The 16,820-nt window shown below is 60.0% G+C and carries 15 protein-coding genes and 1 pseudogene; 7 read left to right on the top strand and 9 right to left on the bottom strand.

Annotation, left to right across the window (positions count from 1 at the left end; translation table 11 throughout):
* Positions 1 to 94: 94 nt before the first annotated feature.
* Positions 95 to 475, bottom strand: a complete 381-nt coding sequence (locus ABDX87_RS00075) for a RidA family protein (RefSeq protein ID WP_346830993.1) — start codon at positions 473 to 475, stop codon at positions 95 to 97.
* A 114-nt stretch (positions 476 to 589) separates the two neighbouring features.
* Positions 590 to 1,498, bottom strand: a complete 909-nt coding sequence (locus tag ABDX87_RS00070; protein WP_346833654.1) for a LysR family transcriptional regulator — start codon at positions 1,496 to 1,498, stop codon at positions 590 to 592.
* A 153-nt stretch (positions 1,499 to 1,651) separates the two neighbouring features.
* On the opposite strand from ABDX87_RS00070, the gene ABDX87_RS00065 reads away from it, so the two are divergent.
* The 5 genes from ABDX87_RS00065 (at position 1,652) to ABDX87_RS00045 (ending at position 7,966) form a co-directional block, all read left to right on the top strand.
* Positions 1,652 to 2,794, top strand: a complete 1,143-nt coding sequence (locus ABDX87_RS00065; protein ID WP_346830992.1) for a Gfo/Idh/MocA family protein — start codon at positions 1,652 to 1,654, stop codon at positions 2,792 to 2,794.
* 222 nt (positions 2,795 to 3,016) lie between these two features.
* Positions 3,017 to 4,069: a GGDEF domain-containing protein gene (locus tag ABDX87_RS00060; RefSeq protein WP_346830991.1), complete on the top strand. Its 1,053-nt coding sequence runs from the start codon at positions 3,017 to 3,019 to the stop codon at positions 4,067 to 4,069.
* A gap of 244 nt (positions 4,070 to 4,313) precedes the next feature.
* Positions 4,314 to 4,511: a hypothetical protein gene (locus ABDX87_RS00055; RefSeq protein ID WP_346830990.1), complete on the top strand. Its 198-nt coding sequence runs from the start codon at positions 4,314 to 4,316 to the stop codon at positions 4,509 to 4,511.
* Positions 4,512 to 4,768: 257 nt separating this feature from the next.
* Positions 4,769 to 7,123: an FdhF/YdeP family oxidoreductase gene (locus ABDX87_RS00050; RefSeq protein WP_346830989.1), complete on the top strand. Its 2,355-nt coding sequence runs from the start codon at positions 4,769 to 4,771 to the stop codon at positions 7,121 to 7,123.
* Between the two features lie 117 nt (positions 7,124 to 7,240).
* Positions 7,241 to 7,966 carry a DUF72 domain-containing protein gene (locus ABDX87_RS00045; RefSeq protein ID WP_346833653.1) on the top strand — a complete coding sequence of 242 codons (726 nt, stop codon included), beginning with the start codon at positions 7,241 to 7,243 and terminating at the stop codon, positions 7,964 to 7,966.
* A 65-nt stretch (positions 7,967 to 8,031) separates the two neighbouring features.
* On the opposite strand, the gene ligD is transcribed toward ABDX87_RS00045, so the two are convergent.
* Positions 8,032 to 10,860: a DNA ligase D gene (ligD, locus tag ABDX87_RS00040; RefSeq protein WP_346830988.1), complete on the bottom strand. Its 2,829-nt coding sequence runs from the start codon at positions 10,858 to 10,860 to the stop codon at positions 8,032 to 8,034.
* A gap of 183 nt (positions 10,861 to 11,043) precedes the next feature.
* Between ligD and ABDX87_RS00035 the strand changes: the two genes are divergently transcribed.
* Positions 11,044 to 11,277, top strand: coding sequence for a hypothetical protein (locus tag ABDX87_RS00035; protein WP_346830987.1), 234 nt, complete (start codon positions 11,044 to 11,046; stop codon positions 11,275 to 11,277).
* 64 nt (positions 11,278 to 11,341) lie between these two features.
* Here ABDX87_RS00035 and ABDX87_RS00030 read toward each other — a convergent pair whose 3' ends face one another.
* Positions 11,342 to 12,211 (bottom strand): isocitrate lyase/PEP mutase family protein, encoded by an 870-nt coding sequence (locus ABDX87_RS00030; protein ID WP_346830986.1) that lies wholly within the window; start codon positions 12,209 to 12,211, stop codon positions 11,342 to 11,344.
* A 219-nt stretch (positions 12,212 to 12,430) separates the two neighbouring features.
* Positions 12,431 to 13,522: an NADH:flavin oxidoreductase/NADH oxidase gene (locus tag ABDX87_RS00025; RefSeq protein ID WP_346830985.1), complete on the bottom strand. Its 1,092-nt coding sequence runs from the start codon at positions 13,520 to 13,522 to the stop codon at positions 12,431 to 12,433.
* 49 nt (positions 13,523 to 13,571) lie between these two features.
* On the opposite strand from ABDX87_RS00025, the gene ABDX87_RS00020 reads away from it, so the two are divergent.
* Entirely contained in the window at positions 13,572 to 13,907 is a 336-nt protein-coding gene (locus tag ABDX87_RS00020) for an ArsR/SmtB family transcription factor (RefSeq protein ID WP_346833652.1), read from the top strand.
* Between the two features lie 58 nt (positions 13,908 to 13,965).
* Here ABDX87_RS00020 and ABDX87_RS00015 read toward each other — a convergent pair whose 3' ends face one another.
* From ABDX87_RS00015 to ABDX87_RS29050, 4 genes and pseudogenes are all read right to left on the bottom strand, one after another.
* Positions 13,966 to 14,208 (bottom strand): hypothetical protein, encoded by a 243-nt coding sequence (locus tag ABDX87_RS00015; protein WP_346830984.1) that lies wholly within the window; start codon positions 14,206 to 14,208, stop codon positions 13,966 to 13,968.
* A 95-nt stretch (positions 14,209 to 14,303) separates the two neighbouring features.
* A complete protein-coding gene (locus ABDX87_RS00010; RefSeq protein WP_346830983.1) occupies positions 14,304 to 14,612 on the bottom strand; it encodes a hypothetical protein in 309 nt (102 codons plus the stop codon).
* Between the two features lie 567 nt (positions 14,613 to 15,179).
* Positions 15,180 to 15,884, bottom strand: a complete 705-nt coding sequence (locus tag ABDX87_RS29055) for a methyl-accepting chemotaxis protein (RefSeq protein WP_431061294.1) — start codon at positions 15,882 to 15,884, stop codon at positions 15,180 to 15,182.
* A 153-nt stretch (positions 15,885 to 16,037) separates the two neighbouring features.
* Positions 16,038 to 16,820: pseudogene (locus ABDX87_RS29050) on the bottom strand (MCP four helix bundle domain-containing protein); the annotation flags it as partial.

Below are 16,820 nucleotides of genomic sequence, written 5' to 3'. Positions count from 1 at the left end.
TCGCGCATTGTAGCGGCGAAACGCCTGACCGGCATCCTTCTACTGCCCGATGGCGGCCACGGTGTAAACGAGGCCGCCGATTCAGCGAAGCGACTCAGCCCTTGGCGGCCATCGCAGTGACTTCTACGCGCATGCCTTCGACCGCCAGCGCAGCGACGCCGACGGCGGCGCGAACAGGCCAGGGCTTGGCGAAAAAGCGCTTGTACACCTCATTGAAGGCGGCGCGGTCCGCCATGTCGGTCAGGTAGATGGTGAGGTGCATGACGCGATCCATCGAACTACCCGCCCGCTCCAGCGCGACTTTCAACGCTTGCAGCGTGCATTCGCTCTGCGCTGTGATGTCGCCAAGTTCCAGGCTGCCATCGGCACGGGTCGGAACTTGAGTCGAGACCATGACACCGCCGAACGTGGCGACGTCGGAGGAGATGGAGTCCGCATCAGGGTCGGGAAGAAACGTGAGGTCTTGAGTCACCATGAAAAATCTCTTGCGTGTGGAGGAAGACAACTGGCCGCGTGTCAGTCGCTGAACCAGAGGCGGCCATCATAAAGGAGAACACGGGTGTGTGAGTTCGGATCGCCGCGTGTGACGTCAGGATCGGACGGCGGGCTGCGGCACTGCCGCGATATGCTCTTTGAAGTAATCGATCAATGCGCGCAGTTTTGGCGTGGCATTGCGGCTGGAGGGCCAGAGCATCCACAACGAACCCCGATGGTCGGTGAACGCCGGCAGCACTTTTTCAAGCTTGCCTTCGCTTAACGCCTGCTGAGTAGAAAAGTCAGCCAGGCAGGCAATCCCCAGCCCTTCGAGGGCCAGATGGGTGAGGGCGTCCGTGGTGGTGCAGGTGATGACCTTTCCCAGTTCCGGATCGCTGTCCGCATCCGGCGCGCGCACCGGCCAGCGTTCCAGCGCGCCACTGGCGGGAAATTTGTGCAGCAGGCAGGCGTGGTCGCGCAGTTGATCGGGGTGCGTAGGGCGCCCGTGCTGTGCCAGATAGGCAGGAGAGGCGACCAGTTCGAGTTTGTACTCGCCCAGTTTGCGCGCCATCAGCCTTGAATCCGATGGCTGCCCGGTGCGGATCACGGCATCGAACCCTTCCTCGATGACGTCGACCATGCGATCGGACAGGTCGACGTCCAGCTCGATCTGCGGGTAGGCCTGCATGAAGCCCGAGAGCAATGGAAAGATCAGGGTGTTCTGCAGCGGCACGCTGATGCGCAGTTTGCCCCGAGGCGACTCGGCCAGTTGTGACAGTTCGATTTCTGCCTGCTCGGCCTCCTGAATGATCCGGCGGCAGCGCTCCAGGAACATCTCGCCTTCAGCAGTCAGGGTGACGCTGCGGGTGCTGCGATGAAACAGGCGCACGCCCAGCCGTTCTTCCATACGCGCAACACTTTTGCCGACGGCAGACGAAGAGATTTCCAGCAGCCGCCCGGCTTCGGTGAAGCTGCGGGTTTCGGCGACCTGCACAAAGGCGGTGATACCGCTGAGGCTGTCCAGCATCGTGTTGACTCCCAAAGGCGGGGAAGGGATCAGAGCGTGCGCCAATTTAAGCTATTTTGTCCGCAATGTTCGGATCTCCGACCTGTTTTTCTCTCACGACCCGCTCCCTAGACTCCAGGCTCTATACCTCTTTTATGCATGGAGTCTTTCATGAACACCGTTTCCACTCCCATTCGCGTCGGCCTGGTCGGCATTGGCAATTGGGCGCTGCACGGTCATGTGCGCGTGCTTTCTCTGCTGCCTCAATATGAAATCAGTGCGATCTACAGCCAGCGACAGGAAAGCGCCCAGGCGGTGGCGGAGCAGTTCGGTATCCGTCACGTGGTGGGATCACTCGATGAGCTGGTCAGCCATCCGGACGTGGACCTGGTGATTGTGCTGACCACCGCGCCTCAGCACGAGGAAGCCGTCCGCGCGGCGATCGCCGCGAAAAAAGATGTCTATTGCGAATGGCCGCTGACCACCAATACCGCCACTTCGCAGGAACTGACGCGCCTGGCAAAACAGGCCGGTGTGCGCCATATCGTCGGTCTGCAACGCCGCCACGCGCCACACAACCGCTACTTGCAGGACCTGCTGCAGCAGGGTTATGTCGGTAAGGTCCGCTCGGTGCGGATTCACGTCAGCATGAATTATTTCCAGGCACTGCGTCCGAATGCACTGCGCTGGACCGTACCGGTGGAGAACTTCTCCAGCGTGATTGCGATCTACGCGGGGCATTTCCTCGACATGCTGTTCACCGCCACTGGCTGGCCGATGAGCATCACGGGACTTGTGGTCAATCAGTTCGACAAGGTGACGATCAAGGAAACCAACGAGGTGTTCGAGACCTCGGCGCCGGACCAGATGGTGCTGGCGGGCCAACTGGAGGACGGCGGCCTGGTGTCGGTTCACATCGAAGGTGGCAAGCGCAATGGTTCGGGTGTGCAGATGGAGATCACCGGCCATGAGGGCGACCTGCGGATCACCAATACCTCGGCCTTTGGCGCGGTCGGCGATGATTATGTGATCGAGGGCGCTCATGGCGACAACCTGCCGCTGCAGGTGTTGCCGATTCCGGAGCGTTATTTCCGGTTGCCGCCATCCGATCTGCCGTCGGCGGTGCTGGAACTCGCCGAGTTGTACTATGTGCACGCGCAGGACGTGGCGGACGGCACGCAAGCCGCCGCCACGTTCGATGACGCGGTACGCATGCACAAACTGCTCGATGCTGCCCTGGCGTCTTCGCAGACTGGGCGACGCGAGCATGTTGCAGAGGAGGCCGATTATCAAACGGTGGGCAGCCAGCGATAGACCCGGCTGCACTCGGTAAAACGCTCTTCAGAGGCCGACGTCTTCCTCTAGGCGATCGCAGGCTTGGCCGTTGCTGGATGCATCCGGCACGGTTTCCGGCTTTTCGACTGAAAATGGCTCACGCGATCTGACAGACTGCATAGACTGCTTGATTGGCTGGCCGACACTTTTTTAAAGAATGTCGGTCAGTACACTCCCGAGCCTTTCCTGCGAGTCGCCTCGATGAACACCCTTTCCGCCGATGACCGTCTTCAGGTCGTTCGAGACGCCACCGCCGAGTACTGGAAGCACATCATCCCGATCGTGCAAATAGCCTTTGCCATTCATGTGTTGCTCCTCGGGCTGTTCCTGATTGTGGATATCCCCGTCATGTGGATCACCAATGCCTTGAGCATTGTGGTCTATATCGGCTGCCTGTTTGCCATACGGCGGAAACGGTATCAATGTGCTGGCTTTCTCATCAGTGCCGAAATCATCGTGCATGCAGCCGTTGCAACCTGGGTGCTGGGCTGGGACAGCAACTTTCACTTCTATATGTTCTGCATCGTTCCGATCATCGCCTTCAGCTTTCAGTCGTCTCCCGTGCGGCGCGCCTGCCTGAGCATTGCGATTCTGGCCGTAGCGGTACTCGGCTTTGCCTTCCGGCACCAAGTGCCCGGGGCGATGATCGGCGTCAAAGCGCAAGAGCTGTTCGGCATCGTCAATGCACTCACCGCCACGGCGCTGTCACTGCACGCCACTGCACTGACGGTGCGTTTCAACATGGCCATGCAAATGAAACTGTTTTATTCCGCTCACCGCGACAGCCTGACCAACCTGTACACCCGCCGCCGCGTGCTCCAGAGACTGCGCCACCTGGGTAGCGGCCGGGACAAGGGTTCGACATCGCTCGTGCTGATCGACATCGATCACTTCAAGCAGATCAACGACCAACATGGCCACGATCTGGGCGACTTGATGTTGCAACGTGTGGCGGAGGTGATTTCGGGCTGTGTTCGCGTGACCGACATCGCCGCTCGCTGGGGCGGCGAAGAGTTTCTGGTGCTCATGCCCAACACGATATTTGAAGAAGCCCGGCAGGTTGCCGAACGTTTGTTGCTGCAAATTCGCGCCCAGACGGGACTGGGTGACGCGGCAACGGTGCATGTCACGGCAACGCTGGCCGTTGCCACGATGCAGCCTGGCGAAACGTTTCGAGACACGCTCAGCCGCGCGGACCAGATGCTGTATCAAGGAAAGCAAGAGGGCCGTGATCGCTTGATGCTGGCGAGCTGAGCCATTCCGATGGCTGAACCGTCTGTCTCGAAAGCCGTTCAATGCTTTATTTTGCCGCGCGGGTGCATCCGTTCTGCGTACTGAACCGTATATATTTCGGTGCTGCGAGACGCGACTCAACAACAATGCTGACGGTGAGATATCTGGTATGTGGATGCGAAAGCGGCGGGATTCTCTTGTGCAGGACTTGTCCGATACCGCCGAGGAACTGCGGTCATTGGGCAATCGGATAATGGAACTCTCGGTGGATCTGGCTCAAAAGGACCTTCCCCGGGCCGCTGAATCCACCGCCAGAATGGTGCTGACGCTGCAAGAAAAAGAGGAGCTGCTGCGTCGACATGTAGAGCGCCTGACCAAAACCGGAAACCTGGGTCGACGGGTCACGGACCATATCGCCGAGCGTTCGGCGCCAGCGTCCCACGACCGTGGCGCTGAATCCTGACACGGCAGCATCTGTCTCATTCCGATTCTCTTTCCTCATTTTTGAAAGCCGGCGTTCTCTAATGATCTCGACCGCTTGTCGTCATTCGGGCAAGACGGCTTGAACGCGGGCACCTCACCGACCTCAACCATTGTGAACGGCTTGCTCAGGTTGTTGGCAGACTCACCGCTGCGCAGCTCCGGCGCACTTATGTGTTTCGAGAGTGGCGCCAACGACCTCAGATGCTCGCTCCCAAACCGTCGGCAAAGTGAGGTCTCATGCAGCTCATCCACCCTGTTGCGCAGTACCGGCCCTATACCTCGGCCGCTGGAGGTTGGGGCTCGGCTCATTCGGTGATGAGAATACTCTGGCGTGAGCAGTCATTGTTCAAAACCCCCGCCGCGCTGTTCCAGCAGAATAAACCCAAGGGCTTTGCCTGCGTCAGTTGTGCCTGGGCCAAACCGGGCGATCCCCATGCCCTGGAGTTCTGTGAAAACGGCGCCAAGGCCACGGCCTGGGAGCTGACCTCGCTGAGGACCGACCCCGGTTTTTTCGATCAACACCCCGTCAGTGAACTGAGGGACTGGGATGACTATGAGTTGGAACAGCATGGGCGTCTCACGGCGCCGTTGCGCTATGACCCCGAGACGGACCGTTATCGCTCGACCACCTGGGAAGACGCGTTTGCCGCCATCGGCGCAGGGCTGAAAACCCTGGAGCCTGACGAAGTCGTGTTTTATGCCTCCGGCCGGGCGTCGCTGGAAACGTCGTTCATGTATCAGCTATTTGCCCGGGCGTATGGCACCAACAACCTGCCGGACAGCTCGAACATGTGCCATGAAAGCACGTCCGTCGGGCTCCAGGAGAGCATCGGAGTGCCCGTGGGCACGGTGACGCTGGCCGACTTCGAGCACACCGACTGCATCTTTTTTTTCGGGCAAAACGTGGGCAGCAATAGCCCTCGCATGCTGCATCCCTTGCAGGAAGCGCGTAAACGTCATGTGCCGATCATCACGTTCAACCCCATTCGGGAGCGCGGGCTGGAACGGTTCGTCAATCCGCAGTCGCCTCGCCAGATGATCGGCCCCGACTCTACCGTCATCAGCACCCAATACCATCAGGTGTCGATCGGGGGTGACACCGCCGCCGTCATGGGCATTGCCAAGGCTTTGCTGGCGATGGATCGCTCAGCGGTACAGCGTGGCGAAAAACCGGTGCTCGATCATGATTTCATTGCCGAGCATACCGACGGTGTCGAGGCATTTCTGGCGGACGTCGAGCGTCATCCATGGGCGGAGCTGGAGCGTCGTTCAGGGCTCCAGCGAAGCGCGATGGAAGCGGCGGCCACGGTGTACGCGCGCAGCGAGCGGGTCATGGTGATCTACGGCATGGGCATGACCCAGCATCGCCATGGCGTCGAGAACGTGCAGATGCTCGTGAATCTGCTGCTGTTGCGCGGCAACATCGGCAAGCCCGGCGCTGGAATTTGCCCCGTTCGCGGGCATTCCAACGTACAGGGTCAGCGCACGGTAGGGATTACCGAAGATCCTTCCAAGGTGCCCAAGGACAAGATCGAATCGCTGTTCGGGTTCAAGGTGCCGGAGCGCAAGGGCAGGGCGACGGTCGACAGCTGCGAGGGCATGCTGGACGGTAGCGTGAAAGGCTTCATTTCCCTGGGCGGCAACTTTATCCGTGCGGTGCCGGACACCGGCCGGATGGAGCCCGCGTGGGCAGGCCTCGCGCTGAACGTACAGATCGCAACCAAGCTCAATCGCAGTCATCTGCTGCCCGGGGCAAACGCGTGGTTGCTGCCGTGCCTGGGCCGTATCGAGAGGGATGTTCAGGACGGTGTCGAGCAGGTCTACACCACCGAAGACAGCACCGGTTGTGTTCATGTCTGGCAAGGAAGGGCCGAGCCAGCCAGTGATCAACTGCGCTCCGAAACCGCCATCATCGCCGGCATTGCGCAGGCGACGCTCGATGGCAGCGAAGGGGTTCCGTGGGACGCATGGCGCGGTGACGCTGCGTTGATCCGTGAAGCCATCGCCAGCGTTTATCCCGAGATGTTCCATGACATGGAAACCCGCATGTGGGAGCCGGGCGGGTTCCACCGTCCACTGCCAGCCGCGCAGCGAGAGTGGAAGACCGACCCCGGCAAAGCCCGGTTCAAGGTGCCGCACGGCCTTGACGAGGACGATGACGTGTCTCCCAGTCAGGATGCGCGCGAGGTGATCCAGTTGATGACGCTACGCAGCAACGATCAGTTCAACACCACCATCTATGGGTATGACGATCGATTTCGGGGTGTAAACGGCACGCGTCGCGTGGTGTTCATGAACCGAAATGATGTCGTGCGCCTCGGTCATGCACCAGGCGACTGGGTCACGCTGCGCACGGCTGTCGAGCCTGACATCCGACGGGAAGTGGGGCCGCTGCAGATCATCGCCTACGACATTCCCGACGGTTGCGCGGCGGCCTACTACCCCGAGTGCAATCCGCTCGTTCCGTTATGGCATCACGCCAAGCGCAGCAAAGTGCCAGCGGCGAAATCGGTGCCGGTCACCCTGCATGCCGCACTGCCGGACCCGCGTGCGCAGGCGCGTGCGTTGCCCGCAAGCGATCAGGTGATCTAGCCGCGGCAGTCAACAGGAGGAACCGGGTATGCCCGACGCAACGATCAGCGCGAGTGAGCCGGGTGTGCAAATGGCGCGGATTCATCACCCCATGCGCGACTCGGCGGGCCTGTTTTGCTGAGCGCCGGTGGGGTGTACGTCGGTTGCGCGGGCTGGTCGCTGAGCCGTGAACACTGGCCGCAATTCACGGAGCAGGGCACACACCTCGAGCGCTACGCGTCGCGGCTTGATGCCGTGGAAATCAACAGCTCGTTTTATCGCTCTCATCGGCCGGGCACCTATGCCAGATGGGCGTCTTCTGTGGGCTCGGGCTTCCGTTTTTCAGTGAAAGTCCCCAAGTCAATCACCCATGAAAACCGGCTCGACAATTGCGCCGGCTTGCTCGACACCTTTCTCTCCGAATGCCTCGTTTTAGGGGATCGCCTGGGCTGCCTGCTTATACAGTTACCGCCGTCCCTGACGTTTGACCCGGTGGCTGCAGGCGACTTTTTTGAAATCCTCAGGGCGCGTTTTTCGGGGTATGTGGTCATTGAGCCGCGTCACGAGTCGTGGGTCAAGGCGCAGGCGTTATTGATCCAGCTGCGCATTGCCCAAGTGGCCGTTGACCCGTCCCGCATTCGAAATGACAGCGCGCCGGGCGGATGGCCTGGCATTCGTTACTGGCGACTGCACGGATCCCCGCAGATTTACTACAGTGCGTACGCGCAGGAGTGGGTCGAAGACAAAGCGCGGCAGATCGCTTCGACGTTGGCAGAGGGCATCCCGACCTGGTGTATTTTCGACAATACGGCCCGTGGCGCGGCATTGGGAAATGCATTGCACCTAAAGACGCTCATTACCTGAAGATCAACGAACTGCAAGCAGTCGGCGCAGCGCACGCGGTATTCATTGCGTCTATGCACCGCCGGCTATCGCTTCATCCCGACGCGCGCACGCATGTCAGCGGTGATGGTCTGCCGGGTGCTGGGCAAATCGGCCCATGGGTCTGTGTCCAGTTGGTCCAGTCGTTCATGAAGATTGCGAACCGTCCAGACGTTCGCGCCTGTGATCTCGTGAATTTCTTCCGGAAAAATCGGCACCGACACCGGCAGCCCCTCGCGGGTGCGCACCGAATAGGCACTGACGGTTGTCGCACCCAGCCCGTTGCGCAGGTAGTCGATGAAGATGCGTCCGATGCGGTTTTTCGGCCCCGAGACGGCGGAAAATCGGTCAGGGACCAGCTTGGCCATGTGCTTGACGATCGCGTGACTGAAGGCTTTGACGGCATCCCAGTCAGCCTTCGGCGTGAGCGGCACGACGACATGAATCCCTTTGCCGCCGCTGGTTTTCAAAAATGATTTCAGGCCCAGCTCGTCGAGAACGGCCTGGGTCATCTGGGTCGCCTCCACCATGCTTTTCCAGGGGAGGGCGGGGTCGGGATCCAGGTCAAGAATGAATCGGTCAGGACGCTCAAGATCCTTGGCCACGGCGTTCCAGACATGCAACTCCATCGCACTCATCTGCACGGCCCCGACCAAGGCTTCGAGGTTGTTGATCAGCATCACCGGGTGTCCGGTGTAGGCCTTGCCCATGGTCTCGATGCCCGGAATCGCCAGATGCTCGGCGTTTTTTTGAAAGAACAGTTCGCCCGTCACACCTTCGGGCGCCCGGACCAGTGCCACGGGACGTTGTGCCAGCTGTGGCAAAAGCCACTCCGAAACGCTGATGTAATAGTCAGCCAGGTCACGCTTGGTCGCGCCGCTGACGGGATCGATGATCCGCTCAGGGTGCGTTAGCCTGATCTTTCCGGTCGTGGCCGGCGGCGTAGATTTTTCGGCTTCTGTCCGAGCATGGGCAGGATTCGCAGGTGTTTTCTTTTCGGTTGTCGCTGCCGTGGCAGGGACAGGGCGTTCCTCCGTGATCGACTGCGCAGGTTTGTCGTTACGCAAGCCCTGGAACACCGCATGCCGCACGGAGCCCTCCTGGGTGATCTCGGCGAACGCGACTTCGGCGAGCAATACGGGGTCGAGCCAGTGAACGCCCTTGGCCTCAAAACCGGTGGGTGGATTCACCACGGCGGTTTTTTTGATTTCAAGCGGCAGCAACTGATCGTAAATCGTCGTTAACGTCGCTTCATTGAAACCGGTCCCGACCTTGCCGCAGTAGCGCAGTTCACCACTCTCCGCATCGTGCAGGCCCAGCAGCAGTGCCCCAAACTTGCTGCGCGCGCCTTTGGGTTCGGTGTAACCCACGACGACAAACTCTTGCCGCCGTTTGCATTTCAGCTTGATCCAGTCCGTGCTGCGTCGGGACACATAGGGGCTGCCGGCGCGTTTGCCAATCAGCCCTTCCATCTGCATCTGGCAGGCGCTGTTGAGCAGAGCCTCCGGTGTTTCGCCGAAGTCGTCGGAAAACCTCAACACGTCGTCATCACAGCTTTTCAGCACCTCGGACAGCGCCTCCCGTCGCTGTTCCAGCGCAACCTCACGCAGGTCCGTGCCATTGAGAAAGGGCATGTCGAACAGGTAATAAACGATGTTTTCGCTACGACCTTTTTCGAAGGCGTTTTGCAGAGCCTGAAAATCAGGCACCCCTTGCTCGTTGGCCACCACCATCTCACCGTCCAGCCAGGCGGATTCGAGCCCGAGACTGACAATGGCTTCCGCTTGACCTGGCAGTTTGTGCGTCCAGTCGTGACCATTTCGGGTAAACAGTCGCACGCTGCCGTTGTCGACGCGGGCCATGACCCGGTAGCCGTCAAACTTGATCTCGTACCGCCAGTCACCCTCGGGCGCTGATTCCACCAGCGTCGCGAGTTCGGGTTTGATGCTGTCAGGCAACGCCGACTTTTTGGCCGCCGCCGGTGCAGAACGCTTGGTTTTGGTCTCACCGGAGGGCTCACGATGCTTGCGAGTCGCCGGTGCAGACTGGGCGGATGTGGACTTGGCGCTTGCGGGTTTTCTGGTCTTCTTTCGGGCCGCGCCGAGGCGAACCCAGGTGGGCGCGTGATCGCTGGCATGTTCTTCCCCGCGCACCCACGCATCGACACCCGCATCCTGCAAATGAGGCGCCAGCGCAGGGTTCAGCAGCAGGTGATCGATGCGCAGCCCGGAATTCGTCTGCCAGTGCTTCCGAAAATAGTCCCAGTAGGTGTAAATGCGCTCGTCCGGATAAATGTGTCGCAGGGAATCAAGCCAGCCCTGGGCGAGCAACCGCTGAAAGCATTCTCGGCTTTCAGGTTGAAGCAGCGCGTCCTTGAGCCACGAACGGGTGTTGTAAATGTCGTCGTCGGTCGGAACGACGTTGTAGTCGCCCGCGAGCACGACCGGATGGTCACTGGACTGTAATGTTTTCGCATGGTCAATCAGGCACTCGAACCATTTGAGCTTGTAGTCGAACTTTGGCCCCGGCTGCGGGTTGCCATTGGGCAGGTACAGGCAACCGACGACGAGACCATGGGCTGCCGCTTCCAGATAGCGCGCGTGGGTGTCGTCTTCCATGCCTGGAAGGCCTTTCTGGATAAGCAGCGGCTCTGCGTCGCGGGCCAGAATGGCCACGCCGTTCCAGGACGGCTGGCCCAGGTGCAGCGACCCGTAACCGGCCGCCTCAAGCTCTCGGGCAGGAAACGCTTTATCCGGGGCTTTGAGTTCCTGAAGGCAAACGATGTCCGGCTGTTCCCGCTCCAGCCACTGCAAGACGTTGGGCAATCGCGTGCCGATGCCGTTGACGTTGTACGTGGCGATCTTAAGGTTTTGCATCGCGCGTTCCCTCGATTGCGCCCGAAACGTTCACATGTGAGGGCTCAGGACCGGACGAGTTCGGCGTTTTTTGGACAAGGCACCGGGCAACGTTGCGAAATTGCCGTGCGCGGATGACGTTTCGGGAATTCGTCCACGATAAACCGGTCGACATGACCAATAATAAAAACGGGGGGAAGACCCATGACTTGCTTGATTTGCGCAGGCCCGGCGGAAGAACTCGCGTGCCCTGAGCGCTGGGAAGAACGAAAATGTGCAGAGTGCGGCCACTACCGGATGTCCCACGCACTGGTGCTCGCGCTCATGGATCAGGGACAGATCTTCGATGTGGGGAAGGCACGGGCGTGGCTGGTGAATCAGCGGAGAGAATCGCAGATCCCGTATCTGGAGCACGTCAGCGGTTTGTTACGGACCTGAGTCCCGCTGCCCGGCGAGCCCACCCATATGCGATGGTGGGCCTGAATTCGCCAGGCGTCCGGATTTACTCTTTGACGTCCATGAACTCTTCCGCCCAGGCCACATAGCTTTCCGGCAGTGTGTAGGTGTGGGTGAGTTCGGTCGCGCTGAGGTTTTCGGTGCTGTGGGTGACCTGACGCTGAGCGCGCAGGCTGTCGTAGGTGGCCTTGATCGAAGCGAAGTAGGCGGCGTGACCGGCCACGATGATCCGCACACCCAGTTTTGCCAAGCGCGCATTGTCGTTGAGCTTCGGATTGCCATACGTCACCAGCATCAGCGGCACGGTCAGTTTTTCCGAAATACGCTCAAGGTGTTCGAAGTCCTTGATCCCGACGATGCAAATGCCGTCAGCGCCGGCTTTTTCGTAGGCCAGTGTGCGTTCGATGCAGTCTTCGACCGAGAGCACGCCAGCGTTGGTGCGAGCAATGATCGCCAGCTCCGGATCGACGCGTGCTTCCAGTGCCGCCTTGACCTTGCCGATGCCTTCCTCTACAGAAATGAGATCGGTAGATTTACGGCCAAACTGTGCAGGTAAAAGGGTGTCTTCGATGGTCAGCGCGGCAACGCCTGCGCGTTCGAGTTCTTCGACCGTACGCATGACATTGAGCGCATTGCCGTAGCCATGATCAGCGTCGGCAATAAAGGGCAGTTGAGCCACGCGACCAATACGGGTGGCCTGTTCCACGAACTCACTCAAGGTAATGAGTGCAAAGTCCGGCGCGGCCAATACCTGCAGGGAAGCGACCGATCCTCCGAGAATGCCGACTTCAAAGCCCAGATCCGCGGCAATGCGGGCAGACATCGGATCAAACACCGAAGCGGTTTCAAAGCAGGCCTGAGAGGCCAGGAGTTGGCGAAAATTACGGCGCAGAGCGGAGTGGGAAATTCTGGACATGACGGTTCCTGAGTCTGGGCCTTCGTCGAAGATACGATCTACGCCTGTTTAAAAGTGCGGCGAGAGTATCACGGCCAGTAAAATCAGGATTATGACGGTTCGGCATGGGGTATGCGCTACGCACATAACGCACCAAAACAGATCGTTGGTGCGCATTTTTTTGTGTGATCTGTACCGAAAGAGATGCCGACTGAGCGACATCTCCGGTTCAGCGGCGCCTCAGCGATAGCGTTCCAGCCAGTGCGCATAAGGGGCGGGCAACGTCCAGGATGCGTTGTCTACGCCCAGTTCTTTGGCGGCGAAGTACGCCCAGTGTGGGTCGGCCAGGTGAGCACGACCAACAGACACCAGGTCGAGATGCCCGGCCTTGATGGCGTCGTTCGCCAGTTGCGGCGTACCGAAGCCCCAGGCGGAGGTGACCGGTATTCCCGCTTCACGACGTACGCGCTCGGCAATCGGGCCCATGAAGGCAGGGCCCCAAGGGATATTAGTCTCCGGGATGGTGAAGCCGACGCTGACGCTGAGCAGGTCAAGACCACCGTCTTTAAACCGGCGCGCCAGTTCGATCGATTCACTGAGCGTCTGCTCATCGCGACCGTCGTATTCAATGACGCCGAAACGCGCGGTCAGGGGCAGGTTTTCAGGCCAGACTTCGCGGACAGCCGCCAGGGTTTCCAGCAGGAAGCGACTGCGGTTTTCAAAGCTGCCACCGTAGGCGTCGGTGCGCTGGTTGGAGTGCTCGGAGAAGAAACTCTGGCCCAGATATCCGTGAGCGAAGTGCAACTCGATCCATTCAAAGCCGACTTCACGGGCGCGGCGGGCGGCGTCGACGAAGTCCTGACGCACGCGGGCGATGTCGTCCAGTGTCATTTCCTGCGGCACCTTGGGCAGGTGGGCACCGAACGCGATCGGGGAGGGGCCGATGGTCTGCCAGCCGGCAGGGTCCGTTGCTGCGATGTGATCGTCGCCTTCCCACGGGCGATTAGCGCTCGCCTTACGCCCCGCGTGTGCGATCTGAATGCCCGGCACTGCACCGGCGGCCTTGATCGCTTTTACTGCCGGAATAAAGGCCTGGGCATGTTCATCACTCCAGATACCGGCACAGCCAGGGGTGATGCGACCCTCAGGCGATACGGCGGTGGCTTCCACCACCACAAGACCGGCACCGCCGCGCGCCATGCTCGCAAGGTGCACATGATGCCAGTCGTTGATCACGCCGTTGTCGGCCATGTACTGGCACATTGGGGGAATGGCGATGCGGTTGCGCAGGGTGACGTCCTTCAGGGAGAACGGCTCGAACAGTGCTGACATGGACAGATTCCTCGTAGGTTTGATTCGCTTGTTCGATAGTATTCGAAATATGGCGTTATGCGAACCCCCTCGCTATGATGCGCACATGCGAGCCTTCAAACATCCTCTCCCGTCCGAACTGTCTCTTGAGCGTCTGCTTTATGCGTTGAGCGATCCTGTTCGCCTGGACATCGTGCGCCATCTGGCGTCTGTCGCTGAAGCGACGTGTGGTGAGCTGGACGGCGGTCGGCCCAAGTCGAGCATGTCCCATCATTTTCGGGTCTTGCGCGATGCCGGGCTGGTTCAGACCCGCAATGTGGGCACCACGCACATGAATACCTTGCGAGCCGATGCGCTTGAACTGCGCTTTCCGGGGTTGCTGAACTGCATCCTGGCGCAGACCTGACACCCGCGAATGCGCTGTGCGCAATCATCACGTCCAGCGCGGGGTTCTCAAGGCTGGATCATTTCGACAGTTGTTTGAGCCGTTCCTGTACCGCGTCATCGAAAATGATGTACAGCGCTTCGACGTCCGCGGCGCGCAGGCGTCGGGTCGATTCAAGGCCCAGAATGAAGGCAATTTCCATCGCGCCCTCTCTTTCAATGTCCTCGCGGGTACTGGCGGCGTTCAGTGCCCGAACCAGATCATTGATAGGCCCTTGTATGGACTTGTGGAGGCGGAGTGCTTCGATTCGCTCTTGGGGCATTACTCAATCCTGGATAGCCGAGGGCTCGGTGGCCTCATCTTCGCACGTAACGGCGGAGCACTGGCAAGGGCGCGACCTGGGCTATAGCGAAAGGCTTACACGCGTTTGCGCAAACCCGCCGTATACACACCGGTGGCGACGTCATACATTGGATCCATCGACTGAAGCACAGGAAGGGCTTCAGAGGTCAAGGATGATCTGCCATTTGCCGGGAAGGCTACCGACAGGACGTTGGAATGGTTTTGATAGAAAAGAACCCGCTCAGGCGGGTTTTTTATTGCCTGTGATTTGCCGGGCCCCAACACGTCGCCACCGACGGCGAAGCGTTGGCCGCCCGGCCCGGGCCTTTGGTATTCAGTGGAGCATCCTTCGGGTGTCTGCAAGATCCGCTTTAAGCAGGTCATTGAGCTCCTTCCAGGGGTAGCGCGGCCCTGTGGCGCTCATTTCACAGGTTTCGGTATGCCTGAAGGGGTGCTCGTCCGTTGTCGGGCACTGCTTTGCACCACAATGCCGGCAAGCCAGCTTATGTCCATGAATGATCCACTCTTTGTTCCAGCAATCCATGGTGAAAGGGGCACGACTCTTTGGCATACAGTCATCTCCTGCAGCGATAGACGGGTCGTAGGGCGCGAGCGGCGCTGACGGCTTCACCGAACGCTCGGGACTGATCGAGTCAAAGTGTAGGTGTTTTTTAACGGCAGAAGGTCACCCGACCGACGTCGGGCGACTTTTTTATCAGCCAGTGTGGTGGCTGGGGCGAGGGCATAGACAGACGGCTCAAGGCCTTCGAAGCGCGCCTTTCCATCGCGGCGGCGTTCCAGCCAGTTGCGCTTGTCGGCGTGTCCTTGACCGTGGTTGGCGCCCATCGGGCGGCGACGGTCGGTGGGTTCTTCGTGGCTTTCGAGTTCGCGCAGGGTGGTCAGCAGCGTCCAGCACAGCCCGTCAATCGACGGGCTGACGGGGGCTCGCGCTTAAACGCGGAAGCGCGCGACCAGGGTATTGAATGACACAGCCAGGCCGGCCAGCGCCTGGGTCGAGGCATTTGTCTGATGGGCACCGGCAGCCGTCTGCGTCGACAAGTCCTGAATGTTGACCAGATTGCGATCGACCTCACGTGCGACGTGCGCCTGTTCTTCCGATGCCGTGGCGATGACCAGGTTGCGGTCGTTGATCTGCGCGATGGCTTCGGCAATCTGCTCCAGTGCCTGGCCGGTTGCTTGAGCAAGGGACTGCGTGTCGTTGACCAGCGCCTGGCTTTTGCCCATCGAGCCCACCGCTTGGTCGGCACTGCTCTGTACGCTGCTGATCATGCCTTCGATCTCACCGGTGGACGCCTGGGTACGCGCGGCAAGGGCGCGAACTTCATCGGCGACAACGGCGAAGCCTCGTCCTTGTTCGCCCGCTCGGGCCGCTTCGATGGCGGCGTTGAGCGCCAACAGATTGGTCTGTTCGGCGATCCCGCGGATGACGTCCAGCACTTTGCCGATGTCGCGTACTTGAAGAGCGAGATCCTTGACCATGGTGGTAGAGGCAGCAATTTCCGCGGTCGCATTGTTGATGGCCACAACGGCGCCCCGTGCCTGATCACGCCCATTGCTGGCTTGTTCGCTGGTCGTTCGAGAGGCTTCAGAGGTCGAGACTGCGTTGCGTGCGACTTCCTCGACCGCCGAGGTCATCTCCGTCACGGCCGTTGCTGCCTGCTGGATCTCATCGTTCTGACGCACCAGGCCGCGGCTGCCGTTGTCCGTGACCGCGGTCAGCTCTTCGGCAGCTGAGGCCAATTGGTCGGAAGCGCTGGCAATCTGCTGGATCGTGTTTTTCAGGCTGTTTTGCATGTCGTCCAGCGCGCTCAGCAGTTGTCCAGCTTCATCTCGGCCGGTGCTGACGATGCGTTGAGTCAGGTCGCCCCCGGCGATGCTTCTGGCGCTGGAGACCGCATAAGCAATCGGTCTGCTGATGAGCCGGCTGATGAACAACCCCAGCAGGACGGCGGCGACGAATGCCAGACCGATCCCGATGTACAGCGAGGTTTTCGCTGAGGAGGCCAGCTCGGTCGCGGCGACCGATCCTTCGTTGACCTGCCGGTTGTTGGAGTCGGTCATGATGGTCAACTCGTCCATCACGCCTCGATAGGCTTTTTGCAGGTCGCCCAGCAACAGGGCGCGGCCATTGTCTACGTCGCCCGCTTTCATCAGTGCAACGTAGCGTTGCACGATGGCTTGATACGCCGGCCAGTCCCTCTCCATCTGATCGCCTGCTGCACGTTCATCGTCCGCCAGCAACGTACGGCGGTAAGTTGAGAATGACTTCTCGCTGGCGGCCTGATTGGCGTTCATCGAGGCTATGAATTCGTCTTTGACACTTTGCGGCAAACCGGCCTGGGTGGCGACGTAGAGCCGATACATGTCGCGGGTTTGCCCGACCGCTTTGATTTTGGCCTGATCGGTGTTCAAAACCGAGACGAGGTTGTTGTTGAACACCAGATTCAGGCTTGCGGAGAGTTGTGAAACACCACGACTGCCCAGCAGGCCGACGCCGAGGGTAATCAATGCGCACAGCGCGAACGCCGTGATCAATTTGGTCGAAAGCTTTGCGTCGTTGATCCAGCTCAT

The organism is Pseudomonas abietaniphila, assembly GCF_039697315.1.
Lineage (GTDB): Bacteria > Pseudomonadota > Gammaproteobacteria > Pseudomonadales > Pseudomonadaceae > Aquipseudomonas > Aquipseudomonas abietaniphila_B.
This window is presented reverse-complemented; position numbering and strand designations above follow the sequence as displayed.

Bases quoted from the DNA above. Each gene is read 5' to 3' on its own strand.
- ABDX87_RS00010 (WP_346830983.1), bottom strand. From the start codon at position 14,612: ATGACCTGCTTAAAGCGGATCTTGCAGACACCCGAAGGATGCTCCACT.
- ABDX87_RS00050 (WP_346830989.1), top strand. From the start codon at position 4,769: ATGCAGCTCATCCACCCTGTTGCGCAGTACCGGCCCTATACCTCGGCC.
- ABDX87_RS00030 (WP_346830986.1), bottom strand. From the start codon at position 12,211: ATGTCCAGAATTTCCCACTCCGCTCTGCGCCGTAATTTTCGCCAACTC.
- ABDX87_RS00020 (WP_346833652.1), top strand. From the start codon at position 13,572: ATGGCGTTATGCGAACCCCCTCGCTATGATGCGCACATGCGAGCCTTC.
- ABDX87_RS00015 (WP_346830984.1), bottom strand. From the start codon at position 14,208: ATGCCCCAAGAGCGAATCGAAGCACTCCGCCTCCACAAGTCCATACAA.
- ABDX87_RS00060 (WP_346830991.1), top strand. From the start codon at position 3,017: ATGAACACCCTTTCCGCCGATGACCGTCTTCAGGTCGTTCGAGACGCC.
- ABDX87_RS29055 (WP_431061294.1), bottom strand. From the start codon at position 15,884: ATGACCTCGGCGGTCGAGGAAGTCGCACGCAACGCAGTCTCGACCTCT.
- ABDX87_RS00075 (WP_346830993.1), bottom strand. From the start codon at position 475: ATGGTGACTCAAGACCTCACGTTTCTTCCCGACCCTGATGCGGACTCC.
- ABDX87_RS00025 (WP_346830985.1), bottom strand. From the start codon at position 13,522: ATGTCAGCACTGTTCGAGCCGTTCTCCCTGAAGGACGTCACCCTGCGC.
- ABDX87_RS00065 (WP_346830992.1), top strand. From the start codon at position 1,652: ATGAACACCGTTTCCACTCCCATTCGCGTCGGCCTGGTCGGCATTGGC.
- ligD (WP_346830988.1), bottom strand. From the start codon at position 10,860: ATGCAAAACCTTAAGATCGCCACGTACAACGTCAACGGCATCGGCACG.
- ABDX87_RS00035 (WP_346830987.1), top strand. From the start codon at position 11,044: ATGACTTGCTTGATTTGCGCAGGCCCGGCGGAAGAACTCGCGTGCCCT.